Origin of the sequence: Bacillus nitratireducens (assembly GCF_036320425.1) — a bacterium.
Classification (GTDB): Bacteria; Bacillota; Bacilli; order Bacillales; family Bacillaceae_G; genus Bacillus_A; species Bacillus_A nitratireducens.
Genome location: NZ_JAUMJO010000005.1, coordinates 50,274 through 65,149 on the forward strand (window position 1 = coordinate 50,274; position 14,876 = coordinate 65,149).

Sequence of the window (14,876 nt, forward strand, 5' to 3'; positions counted from 1 at the left end):
TGTTATTCTCCTTTAATTGGGATCGTAGCGCTGGCTTTCGTTAACGTAACGCTGTAAATTTGGGAATTAAGCTTTTTAACTGTACCGTAAGAGAATGAGCCAGGTTGTATCTTCTTACCTTCTTCTACACGTATAATTGTTGAAGTATGGTTTGGTAACCCTTTATATGCAATGTGAATAGCATCATCTTCATAAGAAACATCTAGGTCACCAGTTTGATAAATTTTCATAGAAGCAGTTGCTTCACTTTGGGTCATACTTTTTATATAAGGATATTTTTCTCGTATTTCTTTAATTGTCGTTTTATAAGCTTTAAATAATTCTTCCCATGTTAAGTCACCTGAGCGTTTTTCATCAAGGATATCATCTGGATGGACGAAATGTGAGATAACCCCTAAATTTGCGGTAACATCAGTTAAGATAAATTGCTCTTCATCTGTGATAGCATAGCCACTCGTAATACGCGGGAAGTGATAAATGTTTTTGTTATGTTCATCTGGTCCAAATTCTTGAATTAAACTGCCGTTACTTTTACTTCCCACATATAGAGAGGCAACTGTTTCCATAGTTGGAACTGCGTCGTTTAATGCACTTAATCCAGTTGTATTTATAATATTGGATGGTGGTACATAGGTTTTTAGTTTTTCGTTTGGAAAGAAGTTATACACGAGTTTTTGTAGAGCATCTAAGGAGCTCTCCATGTCCTCTTTTGAATTCCAAGGAACATATTCAAGTGCTTTATCTACTGGGTCTGGTGGTAATAATAAAGGTTGATGGTTATAGCCATGAATACCGATTTCCCCGCCGTGACTTAATAATTCTCTTCCAAATAATAAATAGGTATTTCTATTTTTACCTGTGAAATTTTCAAAAGGTGGTGTTACTTTATTTTGGTATGTCCCAATTGCAACACCCGTATATTTAATATCAAGCTCTTCAGAGATATCCTTCATATTTTTCCACCAATGTTTTTTATAAAATTCTTCAACAGAAATTTTTTCTTTTGTTAAGTTTTTTAGTTCTCCCTGTGGAATTGGAGATGGGAAGTCATCGATATACATAATCTCCGCTCCAAGTTGTGCTGTAGCGAAAGTCTGGAAAATAGTACCCAGTGATTGAACGAACATACCTCTACCTAATTTATCGTTCAATGCTGTTGTATTCCAATATAAGACTTTTCCTTCACCGTAGTCATTGGTCCAAAGGATGGGAGTATCTTCCGCTGTAATCCAAGTATTAGTTGTATTCTCATCTAGCGTAATATTCATTGAGCTATGAGTAAACAATGGAGAAGAACTTGAGAGATCTGGATAACCAGGGAATAAAACTTCCTCAAAGGTTAATCCTTTCGCATCTTTGAAACCTTCTTTTTTTGTAATACCAAATAATGTGTTCCAGGAAGGATCTGAATCAAGTCGGTTTGCGATAATGATCCTTCCGCCCATTTGTACAAAATTTTGAATATCAGCTTGTGGAAGTTGCTCCATTATTTCACCTGTAATAATAATCCCTGTATAGGGAGAGGGAGTAAGTCCCTTAATTTCATTAGCTGTAATATCTTTATAGTGTAGGTGTGCGTAATCCATTGCCTTCTTCGTATTAAATTCGACTTGTTGCCCTAATGTATTATCCGTGTTTAAAACGTATAATTGCATTTTCTGTCCATTTTGAGCTACATCTTTCGCTTTGAGTGTTTTAACAGTATCCGTTTCTTTAGTTTTAGGAACAGAAAATTTTTGATAAAAATTTTCTGTTCGATATATAAGGATGGATATAATTAAGAGAAATAAAATGATACTAATAATCCCGATATATATTAATCCCCTTTTTCAATGTGTGCGCCTCCAAACTGCCTTACAAATAATTGATATTTACGCGGTAGTATATGAACTCTTTTTGCAGCTGCTAGATTATTGATTAAGTTATAGAGCTCGTCCCATAACTTTTGCTCATAATATAGTTCAAGTAACCCAACGTAACCGTAATATGATTCCGGATAGAAATGAATAAGATTTAAAAATTGTTCTTCAGACTTTGCATATTGTTTTGTGTGTAGAAACAGATTTCCAAGGTGGAAAGGGTAAAGAGGTTCGTTAGGGAATAGTTCTACACTTTGTGTAACAAAATTCATAAATTCAGCGATTATTTTTTCTTTTTGCTGGTTAGAAAGAAGACCACTGTCTATATATCTTAAATAGTTAGAAACCAACTCTTTTGCAATTTCATTTTGTGGATTTTGTGGAAATTGCTTATTTAAGTATTCGATCTGTTTTTCGTACCGTTCATTTAGTAAATTAATAGTAGTTGCTGCGTAATGTACAGTTTCAGGATCTTTATGGTTAATGGCTTCTTTCAATAAGCCTCCTTCATTAGAAATAGAGGAGGAGCTTAACTGTACAATGAGTTGTTTATGTAATTCAGGCTTATCTAGTTCTAATCCAGAAGAAAATGAAATTAAGTCCATATCTTGTTTTGCTGATTCTAAAATATCTTCATAATTATCAACGTGAAAGGCAACATAATCAGAGTATTGCTGTAACCACTCGGTTTTTGATCGTCTTATATTAAGTAATAACATGATTACTGATACAATAAGTCCGATAAGCGGGAAAAGAAGTGAGATAATTAAGCAAAATTCAATAATCCCTTTTTTATCTTCAGCAATTAAACCTTTTGTAAATCGAAATAAAAGAAAAACTAAAATGGCGTAAATAAAATAGAGAAGGAGCAAAATCATTAGAGTATCACTCCTTTAGAAGAAAGAGCGTTTTGTATACGAGTTTGAACTTGTAATAAAAACTTTTCTTCAGTGCCAGGTAATATAATCATAATTTTTTGCGCGGTCGTACTATAACCGAATATATCAATATCACGTAAATAATCTTTTAAAATAGAATTTATTATTTCTAAAGAATCTTGTGGAGCATTGAACTCAAAATAGGAATATGGATAAGATAATGTTTCGTACCGTTTCTTTTCTATTTTTAGTAAATGTTCAAATTCATCTTCATAATAAATGCTTGTTTTAGGGAAAGTGCGATCTTCTTGACTTGATAGCCAAAGATTAGAAGCGTTTTGTAAACGATCACCCATCCAGCGTAAATACCATGTGAAAAGTTCGAATTGCTCAGAAGTTACTTTTGAAAACTCGATTTCGTCTAATATAATGACGTATTGTACATCATCTTGGAATAGGACGGGACCAACTAAAAGTGGAGCATCTTGAGAATCCTCATCTGTACGGAAAAAAGGTCGATTATGCGCTAGCGCATTTTTGATGACTAACGAAGCGTTTTTAACAAAGATGGATTGGGATAATGTATTTTTACCAGTTTCTGCTCTTAATTTAATGCGAAGCGACTGTTTATTGTTATCGACGTGATAGATACCAATTTTTTTTGCCCCAAAATACATTTTTAGTACATTCATTCCTTCATCGAGTACAATTTCAGGATGTGTATGATTTAAAGCTTTAAACATATGATACATTTTAGATAAGTGGTTATTTGATTCAAGTACACGAGAACGTAGTGTAATACGTGTTTCATCCAATTGTTTCACAACATATTTTAATTCTTTATTTTCAGCTTTTAGCTCATTATTTATCATATGTACATCTTCATAACGTTCTTTGTGTGCAGTACTCATTAGTCCACAACATAAACTAATAACAAGTAAGAAAATCCAACTTACCCAGTAATCTAATGAATAAAAGTACAGCAATATATCATTTCCTTTACATATGCCGCTTACAAAAATATAAATCATTGCTTCCAGAAAGGCGAAAAGGGCAATGGATATGCCATACCGGTTAGAAATAATTAGTGTAATAAATAAGAGTAAGAAGTATTCATACGTTGGTGTTAGAAAATCAGTTAGTATGGAGAGAAAAAATAGAGCAATAAAGAGAATCGTAGGTTCAATCATTTTTTGTAATAAATTAGATTGTCTATAGTGCATAAAAAAATCCCTTCTTTCGTTTGCAAATTTAATTTTGAGGAATAGTAAACTGAAATAAAATACATAATTTAAAAGAATTATTTTAAGATAGATAATATATAAAGCCCAAATCATTTTATCAACAGAGATGTAGTAAATTCAAGTGAAATAAATTCTAATTTCTGTTAATGTATTGTATTTATTGGGATTTTTATGGGGATATCGAGTTTAAAAAAATGTAGAATGTTATGGCATTACTATATTTGTATTAATATTTAAAGGTGTTAAAATTTAAAACGATAGAAAATTACAGTTGTATAGGGGGTAATATTATTATGGAGTGGAAACGTTCCATATGCTTTTTAGCTATATTTTCTTTTATTTTTTCCTCAAGTACATCCGCACAAGCAAATGTTGTGGAACCAATTTTAAAAAATGTACGAAGTTATAAAATTTATTATGGTGAAGCAAATGAGCAAGTAATTGAGAGACTTTCAAAGTATGACATGGTTATTATAGAGCCATATGCATTTACGAAAGAACAGGTTCAGCAATTAAAAAAATCAGGAACGGTAGTTCTTGGCTATGTTAGTGTTTTAGAATTAGAATCGTGGCATAAATCGCAAGTAGTTGAATCAGACTATTATTATAGAGACGGTAAGAAAATGAAGATTGAGCAGTGGGATACATATATTATGAATTTAGCTGATGAACACTACCGTGGGATTGTTGTGAATAAGGTGAAACAGCAAGTTATTGGAAAAGGAATAGATGGTGTGTTTTTAGATACAGCTGGTGATATTGATGACTATTTTTATGATCAGCCGTCTACACAAGGGAAATTTCGAGAAGCATATGTAAATTTATTAAAAGAAATTAAAAGTGTTGATTCCAACCTGCTTCTTATACAGAATTGGGGATTTGACACAATCAAAAATACATCCTTGAATTTTATACATGGTGTATTGTGGGAAGACTTCGATAAACAAGTTATTGCGAAAGATGAATGGAGTCAAAATTGGATGCGCTATTTTAAACAACAAAGTAATAAAATTGTAACGTTTACCGTTACCCCAAATAACGTATCTAAAAAATATAGTTCTATAAATGGATTTATTCCCACAATTAATCCGAATGATATTTATGATAAATAACAATTATTAGGAATGAGAAACTATCAAGATTGACTATGACAGTTTAGGTCAGTAATATGATTATCTTATAAAGATGAATGTATTACTGATCAGCCCATTCTATCCCGCTATTTGTGGGAATCGGGCTGCCCGTAAACGCCCGATTGGTGAGGGCTGATTAAAGTTTCACTTTATAATATTCTATGTTAGAAATTAGTAGAGTGAGATAGGAAAAATGTATTATCCTATTAATTTTTTCTAGAAATAAAAAACGTAATATTGAAAAGAATTCCAATACTTGTATCATGGTCAGAGTACGTTTATAATCAAGGAATCCTATTTAATGTTCTGATAGGCTTATTTATTATTGAAAGCGTTTTAAATTCCGGCCCTTTTTAAGGTAGGAAGTCTGACTTGTTTAGATTAAAAATTATGTATGTAGTTTTAAATAGGAAGAAAAATAATAAAGGATCACTTTATATTGTGGGGAGGTTAAAAGTGTGAAAGGGAAAGACTTTCACACGAATATATATGGGTTACGTAGGATTATTACTTTCAGGTGCAGCTTTATTTTTAAATAGTCTTGTTATATTGGGCAAAGTAGAGATGAAAAGCGCAGGTGTCTTTAATTTATTTGTAGGGGCATTACAAATTATTATACCGTTTTATTTAATTATGATTTCTGATCAAAGTAATTGGACGGTATATTCATATGCAGCTACCTTTTTATTTGGTTTAACTTATTTATATGTAGGCGTTACTTTTATTAAAGGAATGGATAGTAGTGGACTAGGCTGGTTCTGTATTTGGGTAGCAATTATTGCCCTATTCTATATGGTCGTTTCATTTGTTCAATTCCACGATGTTGTTAATGCGTTAACATGGTTTATGTGGGCATTACTTTGGTATTTATTCTTTGTGTTAAATGCGCAAAAAAAGAATATCAATCAATATCTTGGCAGAATTGCATTTGTACAATCATGGGTAACATTGACGTTGCCTTCACTCTTTTATTTTATGGGAGTATGGGGAGAAGGCTTCGTATATGAACTATGGGTTTATGTATCAGTAATTTCTATTTTATATTGCTGCTATTGTATTTTTAAATATCGAGTACGTTAAAGTATCGTATGTAAGAAAGCATGGAATCTTGATAATGATTCCATGCTTTTTGTTTATATGTAGGTTTATAATTAAGGTAGTATTTTACAAAATAGGGGATGATGAAAGTGAAAAAAGTGTTGGTTCTAGGGGGAACAAGGTTTTTTGGTAAGCAGTTAGTAGAAGCGCTTTTACAAGAGGGGCACGATATAACAATTGCAACACGAGGATTTACGGAGGATTATTTTGGGGATACGGTAAAAAGAATTGTAGTAGATAGAGAAGACGGAAAGTTATTGGAAGAGCGCTTGGAAGGTAAATGCTATGATGTTGTATACGATAATTTATGCTATAGCTCGAATGCTGCGGAAGTTATATGTAAAGTATTACGTGGTAGGGTGAAAAAATATGTTATGACATCCTCAATGGCGGTTTATGAGCCTACATTAAACTTGCAAGAAGAAGACTTTAATCCGTATACATATTCAATTACGTATGGTGATAGAGGGGACTTCACTTATGGTGAGGGGAAGAGATTGGCGGAAGCAGTGTTGTTTCAACGAGCAACATTCCCTGTCGTTGCGGTACGATTTCCCGTCGTTATTGGAGAAAATGATTATACGAAGAGATTACAGTTTTACGTTGAAAATGTTGTGAAACAAGAACCTATTGTCGTGGATTGTTTAGAAGGAAAATTGTCGTTCATACATGAAAAAGAAGCTGGAGAGTTTTTAGCATGGTGCGGAATGGGAAACATAGAAGGACCAATTAATGCTTGTAGCAACGGGGTAGTTTCTACTGGAGAAGTTATTCATTTCATAGAAGAAAACACGGGAATAAAAGCACTTATTCAAGAAGTAGGAGATAATATAGCACCTTATAATGAAGTGACTAATTGTACGTTACATAATGGAAAGGCTCGTGAATTAGGATTTTCATTCCGAGAATTAAATGCAGAAATAAAAAATGTTTTACAGCATTACATAGATAGATTGAAGTAATTATAAATCCCCCGGTGGCAATCCGGGGGATTTAGGAGGATTTCAACAATACTGGTTTAACATTACCAAATTTACCTGACACGCATGATGAATGGCAGGCATCATCAATATATGGATCTAGTTCACCATAGCCTTATGAAAGATTGGGTAATTGAAAAAACATGCAATTACCGATTTCCCACCCAAAAAGTTGGTTGAGGTAAAAATAATTTCCTTAAGTCAAAAATACACTTGTTTTTTTCGGAAGTCAACAATAATTCTAGAAATCTTCTGATAAATATTACGATAAAAGTAACACTTCGACTTTCGTTTGTGACTCTTATTCTTTTTGCTTATACTGTAAAGTAGTAACGTTTTGTTGAAATAGAAGGAGATTGTTTATGAGTAAAACGAAACAATTAATAGAGGAAGCGAGTAACTTTATTACTATTTGCTATAAGGAACTTAATAAAGAGCAATTAATAAAAGAGCGTATGGAAGAAATTTTAATAGAGATAGAAAAGACGGGTACATATGAGCATACATTTGAAGAGCTTGTTCATGGATCACGGATGGCATGGCGTAATAGTAATAGATGCATTGGGAGATTGTTTTGGAGTAAGATGCACATATTAGATGCGCGTGAAGTAAATGATGAAGAAGGTGTATATAATGCATTAATTCATCATATTAAATACGCGACGAATGATGGGAAAGTTAAACCGACAATTACGATTTTTAAGCAATATCAAGGTGAAGAGAATAATATACGACTTTATAATCATCAATTAATTCGATATGCAGGATACAAAACGGAAATGGGAGTAATCGGTGACTCCCACTCTGTCGCATTTACTGATTTATGCCAAGGTCTTGGGTGGCAAGGAGAAGGCACAAACTTTGATGTATTACCGCTTGTATTTTCTGTTGATGGAAAAGAACCTGTATATAAAGAAATTCCTAAAAAAGAAGTGAAAGAGGTACCAATTGAACATCCAGAATACCCAATTTCATCACTAGAAGTAAAATGGTATGGGGTACCAATGATTTCAGATATGCGTTTAGAGATTGGCGGTATTTCCTATACGGCAGCTCCGTTCAATGGATGGTATATGGGAACGGAGATTGGGGCTCGTAACTTAGCGGATCATGATCGTTATAATTTACTTCCGGCTGTTGCGGAGATGATGGAGTTAGATACATCGAGAAACGGTACGTTATGGAAAGATAAGGCGTTAATTGAATTAAACGTGGCTGTTTTACATTCCTTTAAAAAACAAGGAGTTAGTATTGTGGATCACCATACAGCTGCACAACAGTTTCAACAATTTGAGAAGCAAGAAGTAGCTTGTGGACGGGTTGTAACAGGGAATTGGGTGTGGCTCATTCCACCGTTGTCGCCAGCTACCACTCATATTTATCATAAACCGTATCCGAATGAAATTTTGAAGCCGAATTTCTTCCATAAATGATATTTAGTATAGGGTTTTTTTCTGCAAAATATAATTTTTTTTAATTACTGTTACGTAGCAAATGGAAGCCTTTACTCTCGGTTATTTTTGGAAGGGGATTTTTGAACCAAGGAGTTCCTTATGTTATAATCAAATTTCTGTTTCGAAGACCTTATGGAAATATAAGGTCTTTTGTTTTGCTTTTTTATGTGATAGGAATAGAAATTTTCTTTTAAATAAAGGATTTAGCATATTTTTAGGGACAACATAAGTGTGTAGAAAATCGATGAATTATTATGCTTATATAATCATTGTGTTTTGGGTGTAAACAATAAAACATAATAAAGTTGTTTTTTTAGATTGCTGAGGAAGGAGGAAGTGTAAATGAGAATGAAGAGTCGAAAAACGGATTGGCCTGTATTTCTTATTAGTGGTGGCTCACTTTTATTATTTGTAATTGCAGTTATTTTAAATAAAAGTTACGTAGAGGGAGTCATTAATAGCAGTTTTGCAGCTTCAATTAAATATTTTGGTGCCTTTTGGCAAGTTTTATTAATTGGTACATTTGTTGTGGCTATGTGTATGGCGTTTTCGAAATATGGGAGAGTTAAACTTGGGGGATTAGACAAACCTGAGATTAGTACGACAAAATGGCTCGCTATTATTATGTCTACATTACTTGCCGGAGGTGGTGTTTTTTGGGCAGCCGCAGAGCCAATGTACCACTTGATGACGGTACCACCAATACATGAAGGGATATCTGCTGGAACGCAAGAAGCAGTCATGCCTGCTTTAGCACAAAGTTATATGCATTGGGGTTTCCTGGCGTGGACGATTTTAGGTACAATTAGTGCGGTAGTTATGATGTATGGGCATTATCATAAAGGGATGCCATTAAAACCTCGAACGCTTTTATATCCTATTTTTGGAGAGAAATTGCGAAAGAGTTGGCTTGGAACAATGATCGATGTGTTTGCAATTATTGCGGTAGCTGCAGGGACAATTGGTCCAATCGGATTTTTAGGACTACAAGCAAGCTATGGGTTACAAGCATTGTTTAACATTCCTGATGTGTTTACTACTCAATTAGCCATTATTGTTTGTGTAGTAGCTGTTTCTACTATATCTGCGGTAACGGGAATTGATAAAGGGATTCAAATTATAAGTAATTTAAATGTTAGGTTAGCAGTTTTATTAATGGTATTCGTATTACTGTTTGGACCAGGTGGATTTATTATTGATTCATTTGTTTCTTCGTTTGGATTTTATATAAATGAATTTATTCCAATGAGCACATATCGTGGTGATACAGGTTGGTTAGGGTCGTGGACAATCTTTTTCTGGGGATGGTTTATTGGATATGGACCGATGATGGCAATTTTAGTGAGCCGTATTTCAAGAGGAAGAACAATCCGAGAAATCATCGTTGCAATTGGAATTATTGCACCTATTATTACAACGTTTTGGTTTACTATACTAGGGGGATCAGGTGTGTTTTATGAGTTAATGAATCCTGGTTCTATCTCGAACGCATTAAGTGAATCTGGTATGCCAGCGGCTATGATTGCAATTACACAACAATTGCCGCTCTCTAATATTATCGGACCAGCATTTCTTTTATTAACAATTTTATTTGTAGTGACAACAGGAGATTCAATGGCCTATTCAATTTCAATGGCAGTGACTGGAGATGGAGATCCTAGAATTAGTTTGCGAGTTTTTTGGTCGCTTATTATGGGCGCAGTTGCAGCGATTCTTTTATACATGGGTGAGGGAAGTATTAACGCCTTACAATCCTTCATTGTAGTGACAGCTGTTCCGGTATCACTTCTATTATTCCCAATGCTATGGTTAGCGCCTAAAGTTGCAGGGGAATTAGCGTTAAAACAAGGTATTGTAAAAGAAGAAGATAAAACCTCCTTCTTGTTCCAAAAAGCTAGTAAATCAAAATAAATAATAAACAAATTGTATGTTTTATTTTATATAAAAAGGGGAAGCATTTCATTTGAGATGCTTCCTCTTTTCTATTTATCCAACTACTTTTCCTGAAGGGAATAGTACTCGAACAAACATTTCGTATAGTTTTAATCTATTCTAATACTTTATCTTTCGTCTCTGGGACACATAGTAGCATTGTAACTAAACCGATTGGATAGATAATGAAGATGAGAGATAATGCTCCCATTAAGTTACCACCTGTAGCAAGTAAGCCGATAATAACAGGTCCAAATCCAGCTAAACCTCGTCCTGTGCCGAAAATAAAGTTTTCGGCTGTCGAGCGAGCTTCAGCAGGATAGTTTTCCGCTAAAACTGCTCCGAATCCTCCCATCATGCCATTGGCAAAGAATCCAAGCAATGCACTTCCCCATAATAATAATGTTGAGTCTGTGAATAAGAAGAAGTAAATGAGACAGTATATAGTACCACCGACATAATAGATTGTAAAAGTTTTACGGCGACCAATTTTATCGGCTAGAATACCAAAAGTTGCAATTCCAATTAGCATGCCGATTGTAGAGATGAACATCCAACCGCTCGCTTTTGCTAATGTGTAGTTATATTTATTCGCTAAAATAGTTGGCATCCATGTGAAAATTCCATAATATCCGAAGTTCTGGATGAATGACATAATAATAAGACCAATTGTTGTTATCGTTACTTTTTTATTGGCAAATAACTTTCGAAGTGGGAACTTTTTCATTTGCTTTAGTTGTTCTGCCTCAGTAGTTGTTAAATTATCTTCAGCTTCTTTTTGTAACAATTCTTTTTTGTATCGTTGTTTTTGTTCCCATATTTTCGGTTCACTTAAACTTTTGCGGACGTAAACAGCTAGTAGAGCGGGAATGAGTCCAAATAAGAAAACCGCTCTCCATCCGAAATGCGGGACGATAAATGCCGGAAGGAGTGAAGCGACTAGTACGCCAAATTGCCATCCAAGTGCAACAACGGATGTCGCCTTAGCACGCATTTCTTTAGACCATGTTTCAGTTACGATGGCCATCCCAATCCCGAATTCACCACCAACTCCCATTCCAACTAAAAAGCGAAGAATTAATAATTGCCAATAATCTGTTGCGAAATAAATAAGTGCTGTTGCTAGTGAGAATAGTAAAATTGTGAAGGCCATCGTACGGATACGCCCAAATAAATCAGCAATAAACCCAAATAAATAAGACCCGATTAGCATTCCTATTGTGGTAGCTAATGTTAAGTTTCCGCCTTCAACAGGGCTTAAATGAAATTCTTTTAAAATGTAGACGAGTACGAAAGATAAGAGCAACATGTCTAAACCTTCTGCTGCATATCCTAGCGCAGAACCAAACAATGTTTTATATCTTTTCTCTTTCGTCTCCTCTGTTGATGATTGTACATTAGTAGTGACGTTCATCATTACTCCTCCTTATTTTCTTCTACAGTCGCTATGGAAGAATAACAAAAGGCCTTCTCACCTGATATGATGAGAAGGCCAAAAAAGCATACGTATCCCTAAAAAAGATCATACGTATAGTATATTCCGACTTCCTTCTCAACCTCACGGGGTTGGGTTAAAGGACTGTATTATATTACTTTATTTTTAGCACTCTTCTGTTAGATTGTCAAATAAAGAGGGGGTAGTTATGTGTAAAATATTTCAAAAGTTATTTCATTCTTCTTGACGCCTACTTCATTATTTTCCCATAATAAAACTAACTCATATAAAAAGGAATGAATCACAGATGCTAAATTTAGTACTTATGATGATTGAACGTGTCGGACTTATTGTTATTTTAGGATTTTTACTTTCTCATATTAAAACGTTCAGGCGCCTTCTTCATAGACAAGATGGGTATGTAGATAAGCTTAAGCTTATTTGTATTTTTTCGGTGTTTACAATTGTTAGCAATTACACGGGAATTGAAATTGCAGGGAATACAATTATGAATGAAAATTGGCTACAAGGTGTTTCGTCATCTAGTACAATTGCGAACACACGTATTATGGGTGTTGGAATTAGTGGATTACTTGGTGGTCCTATCGTCGGAATTGGAGTAGGATCGATTGCTGGTATTCACCGTTATATGCTTGGCGGGACGACAGCGCTAAGTTGTGCAATTTCGTCAATTTTAGCAGGTGTTATAACGGGTTATATTGGATACATTTTTAAAAAATATAATCGTACAATTACACCTAAATTTTCAGCGATTTTAAGTGTTTTTATCGTTTCTTTAGAAATGGTTATGATTCTATTAATTGTAGAGGATGGAATTAGTATTGTGAAAACAATTGCGATACCGATGATCCTTGTGAATAGTTTCGGGAGTTTCATTTTACTTTCTATGATACAAGCCATTTTACGTCAGGAAGAGAATGCAAAAGCTCTGCAAACACATAAAGTATTACGAATTGCCGATAAGACATTACCATATTTTCGCCAAGGCTTAACAGAAGAATCGTGTAAGCATGTGGCACAAATTATTCACCGCTTTACAGGAACAGATGCGGTATCCTTAACAGATACGGAGAAAATATTAGCTCATGTTGGATTAGCATCAGATCACCATATTCCTTCACATAGTTTAATAACTGGTTTATCGAAAGAAGTGTTGAACACAGGAAAAATAATGAAAGCGAAATCGCGTGAGGTTATTAATTGCCAACATGAAGGCTGCCCTTTGCAAGCGGCAGTTGTTATTCCATTAACTTCACATGGGAATACGATAGGAACATTAAAGCTTTATTTTAAAAACTCTAATCAATTAAGTCGTGTTGAAGAAGAGCTAGCGGAAGGGCTGGCGAAAATCTTCTCTACACAGCTTGAGTTAGGTGAAGCTGAGTTACAAAGTAAGTTATTGCAAGATGCTGAGATAAAAGCGCTGCAAGCACAAATCAATCCGCATTTTTTATTTAATGCAATTAATACAGTATCAGCTCTATGCCGAACGGATGTAGAGAAAGCGAGAAAATTATTATTGCAGCTTAGCGTTTATTTTCGCTGTAATTTGCAAGGGGCACGCCAATTACTTATTCCAGTAGAACAAGAATTGAATCATGTACATGCATATTTATCGTTAGAACAAGCGAGATTTCCGAACAAGTATGAAGTGAAGATGTACATTGAAGAAGCACTAAAGGTAACTTTAGTTCCACCATTTGTGCTTCAGCTATTAGTTGAAAATGCACTACGCCATGCTTTTCCGAAAAAGCAGCCAGTGTGCCAGGTTGAGGTACATGTGTTTGAAAAGGAGGGGATGGTTCACTTTGAAGTGAAGGATAATGGACAAGGGATTGAGAGTGAACGTCTAGAGAAATTAGGAAAAATGGTAGTTCCATCAAAGAAAGGGACTGGAACAGCTTTATACAATATTAATGAGCGACTTATCGGGTTATTTGGGAAAGAGACAATGCTTCAAATTGAAAGTGAATTAGAGCAAGGAACAAAGATCCTCTTTGTAATCCCGAAAAAAGTAGGGGAGGAACAACGGAGTGTTAAAAGTATTAGTAGTTGATGATGAAATGTTAGCGCGCGATGAATTGAAATATTTATTAGAGCAAACGAAAGAAGTAGAGATAATAGGTGAGGCGGATTGTGTAGAGGATGCATTAGAAGAATTAATGAAAAACAAACCAGATATTGTTTTTCTAGATATTCAATTATCTGATGATAACGGATTTGAAATCGCAAATATATTAAAGAAGATGAAAAATCCCCCTGCAATTGTATTTGCTACTGCCTATGATCAATATGCGTTGCAAGCATTTGAAGTAGATGCGTTAGACTACATTTTAAAGCCATTTGATGAAGAACGCATCGTACAGACATTAAAGAAATATAAAAAACAAAAGCAAATAAAATTAGAAACAAAGCAAGATGTAAAGAGTGTAGATGTAACGACCGAGATGCATAAATTAGCATTACCAATTGAGGAATCAATTGTACTTATTAATATTGAAGATATTGTTTATGTAGGGCTTGTAGATGGGAAAGTAGCTGTAAAAACAATGAAAGAAACATATGTAACACATGATACACTTGTGATTTTGGAAAAGAAATTACCGCAAACCATTTTTATGCGTGTTCACCGTAGTTTTATTACTAATATTAATCATATTTCTGAGATACAGCCGTGGTTTAATTCCACTTATAACTTAATTATGAAAGAGGGGTCTAAAGTCCCAGTTAGTCGTACATATGCAAAAGAACTCAAAAAGCTGCTTCGTATTTAAGAAGCAGCTTTTTGTATTTCATCTGCCTATATTTGTAACTAATTTTGTATATTTGACGTTCTGTTGTG

10 protein-coding genes and 1 pseudogene are annotated in these 14,876 nt (G+C 34.3%); 7 read left to right on the forward strand and 4 right to left on the reverse strand.

Going from position 1 to position 14,876, the window contains the following annotated elements; genetic code table 11:
- Positions 1-2 precede the first annotated feature (2 nt).
- The 3 genes and pseudogenes from Q3V31_RS19150 to Q3V31_RS19160 form a co-directional block, all read right to left on the reverse strand.
- Positions 3-1,833: pseudogene (locus Q3V31_RS19150) on the reverse strand (DUF2194 domain-containing protein).
- A complete protein-coding gene (locus Q3V31_RS19155) occupies positions 1,817-2,737 on the reverse strand; it encodes a tetratricopeptide repeat protein (RefSeq protein WP_088008275.1) in 921 nt (306 codons plus the stop codon). Before Q3V31_RS19155 ends, Q3V31_RS19150 begins: the two are co-directional and overlap by 17 nt.
- Positions 2,737-3,960, reverse strand: a complete 1,224-nt coding sequence (locus Q3V31_RS19160) for a GAF domain-containing protein (protein WP_329766191.1) — start codon at positions 3,958-3,960, stop codon at positions 2,737-2,739. Before Q3V31_RS19160 ends, Q3V31_RS19155 begins: the two co-directional genes overlap by 1 nt.
- Before the next feature lie 314 nt (positions 3,961-4,274).
- Between Q3V31_RS19160 and Q3V31_RS19165 the strand changes: the two genes are divergently transcribed.
- The 5 genes from Q3V31_RS19165 (at position 4,275) to Q3V31_RS19185 (ending at position 10,557) form a co-directional block, all read left to right on the forward strand.
- A complete protein-coding gene (locus Q3V31_RS19165) occupies positions 4,275-5,093 on the forward strand; it encodes an endo alpha-1,4 polygalactosaminidase (protein WP_000454996.1) in 819 nt (272 codons plus the stop codon).
- 510 nt (positions 5,094-5,603) lie between these two features.
- Positions 5,604-6,194, forward strand: a complete 591-nt coding sequence (locus Q3V31_RS19170; RefSeq protein ID WP_000542579.1) for an AmiS/UreI family transporter — start codon at positions 5,604-5,606, stop codon at positions 6,192-6,194.
- Positions 6,195-6,295: 101 nt separating this feature from the next.
- Positions 6,296-7,174 (forward strand): NAD-dependent epimerase/dehydratase family protein, encoded by an 879-nt coding sequence (locus Q3V31_RS19175; protein WP_139265938.1) that lies wholly within the window; start codon positions 6,296-6,298, stop codon positions 7,172-7,174.
- A 380-nt stretch (positions 7,175-7,554) separates the two neighbouring features.
- Entirely contained in the window at positions 7,555-8,625 is a 1,071-nt protein-coding gene (locus Q3V31_RS19180; protein ID WP_000047631.1) for a nitric oxide synthase oxygenase, read from the forward strand.
- Between the two features lie 363 nt (positions 8,626-8,988).
- Positions 8,989-10,557: a BCCT family transporter gene (locus tag Q3V31_RS19185; protein ID WP_001242483.1), complete on the forward strand. Its 1,569-nt coding sequence runs from the start codon at positions 8,989-8,991 to the stop codon at positions 10,555-10,557.
- Positions 10,558-10,693: 136 nt separating this feature from the next.
- Here the strand turns inward: Q3V31_RS19185 and Q3V31_RS19190 are convergent, their stop codons facing one another.
- The gene (locus Q3V31_RS19190; protein WP_090813664.1) at positions 10,694-11,992 is read right to left on the reverse strand and encodes an MFS transporter; all 1,299 of its coding nucleotides are present in this window, start codon (positions 11,990-11,992) and stop codon (positions 10,694-10,696) included.
- A gap of 328 nt (positions 11,993-12,320) precedes the next feature.
- Between Q3V31_RS19190 and lytS the strand changes: the two genes are divergently transcribed.
- Both lytS and Q3V31_RS19200 read left to right on the forward strand, forming a co-directional pair.
- Positions 12,321-14,090 (forward strand): two-component system sensor histidine kinase LytS, encoded by a 1,770-nt coding sequence (gene lytS / locus Q3V31_RS19195; protein WP_090813665.1) that lies wholly within the window; start codon positions 12,321-12,323, stop codon positions 14,088-14,090.
- Entirely contained in the window at positions 14,068-14,808 is a 741-nt protein-coding gene (locus Q3V31_RS19200; RefSeq protein ID WP_000921822.1) for a LytR/AlgR family response regulator transcription factor, read from the forward strand. The genes lytS and Q3V31_RS19200 overlap by 23 nt, the downstream gene beginning before the upstream one ends.
- Positions 14,809-14,876 lie beyond the last annotated feature (68 nt).

Coding starts and splice junctions, on each gene's coding strand:
- Q3V31_RS19155 (WP_088008275.1), bottom strand. CDS start 2,737: ATGATTTTGCTCCTTCTCTATTTTATTTACGCCATTTTAGTTTTTCTT.
- Q3V31_RS19160 (WP_329766191.1), bottom strand. CDS start 3,960: ATGCACTATAGACAATCTAATTTATTACAAAAAATGATTGAACCTACG.
- Q3V31_RS19165 (WP_000454996.1), top strand. CDS start 4,275: ATGGAGTGGAAACGTTCCATATGCTTTTTAGCTATATTTTCTTTTATT.
- Q3V31_RS19170 (WP_000542579.1), top strand. CDS start 5,604: ATGGGTTACGTAGGATTATTACTTTCAGGTGCAGCTTTATTTTTAAAT.
- Q3V31_RS19175 (WP_139265938.1), top strand. CDS start 6,296: ATGAAAGTGAAAAAAGTGTTGGTTCTAGGGGGAACAAGGTTTTTTGGT.
- Q3V31_RS19180 (WP_000047631.1), top strand. CDS start 7,555: ATGAGTAAAACGAAACAATTAATAGAGGAAGCGAGTAACTTTATTACT.
- Q3V31_RS19185 (WP_001242483.1), top strand. CDS start 8,989: ATGAGAATGAAGAGTCGAAAAACGGATTGGCCTGTATTTCTTATTAGT.
- Q3V31_RS19190 (WP_090813664.1), bottom strand. CDS start 11,992: ATGAACGTCACTACTAATGTACAATCATCAACAGAGGAGACGAAAGAG.
- lytS (WP_090813665.1), top strand. CDS start 12,321: ATGCTAAATTTAGTACTTATGATGATTGAACGTGTCGGACTTATTGTT.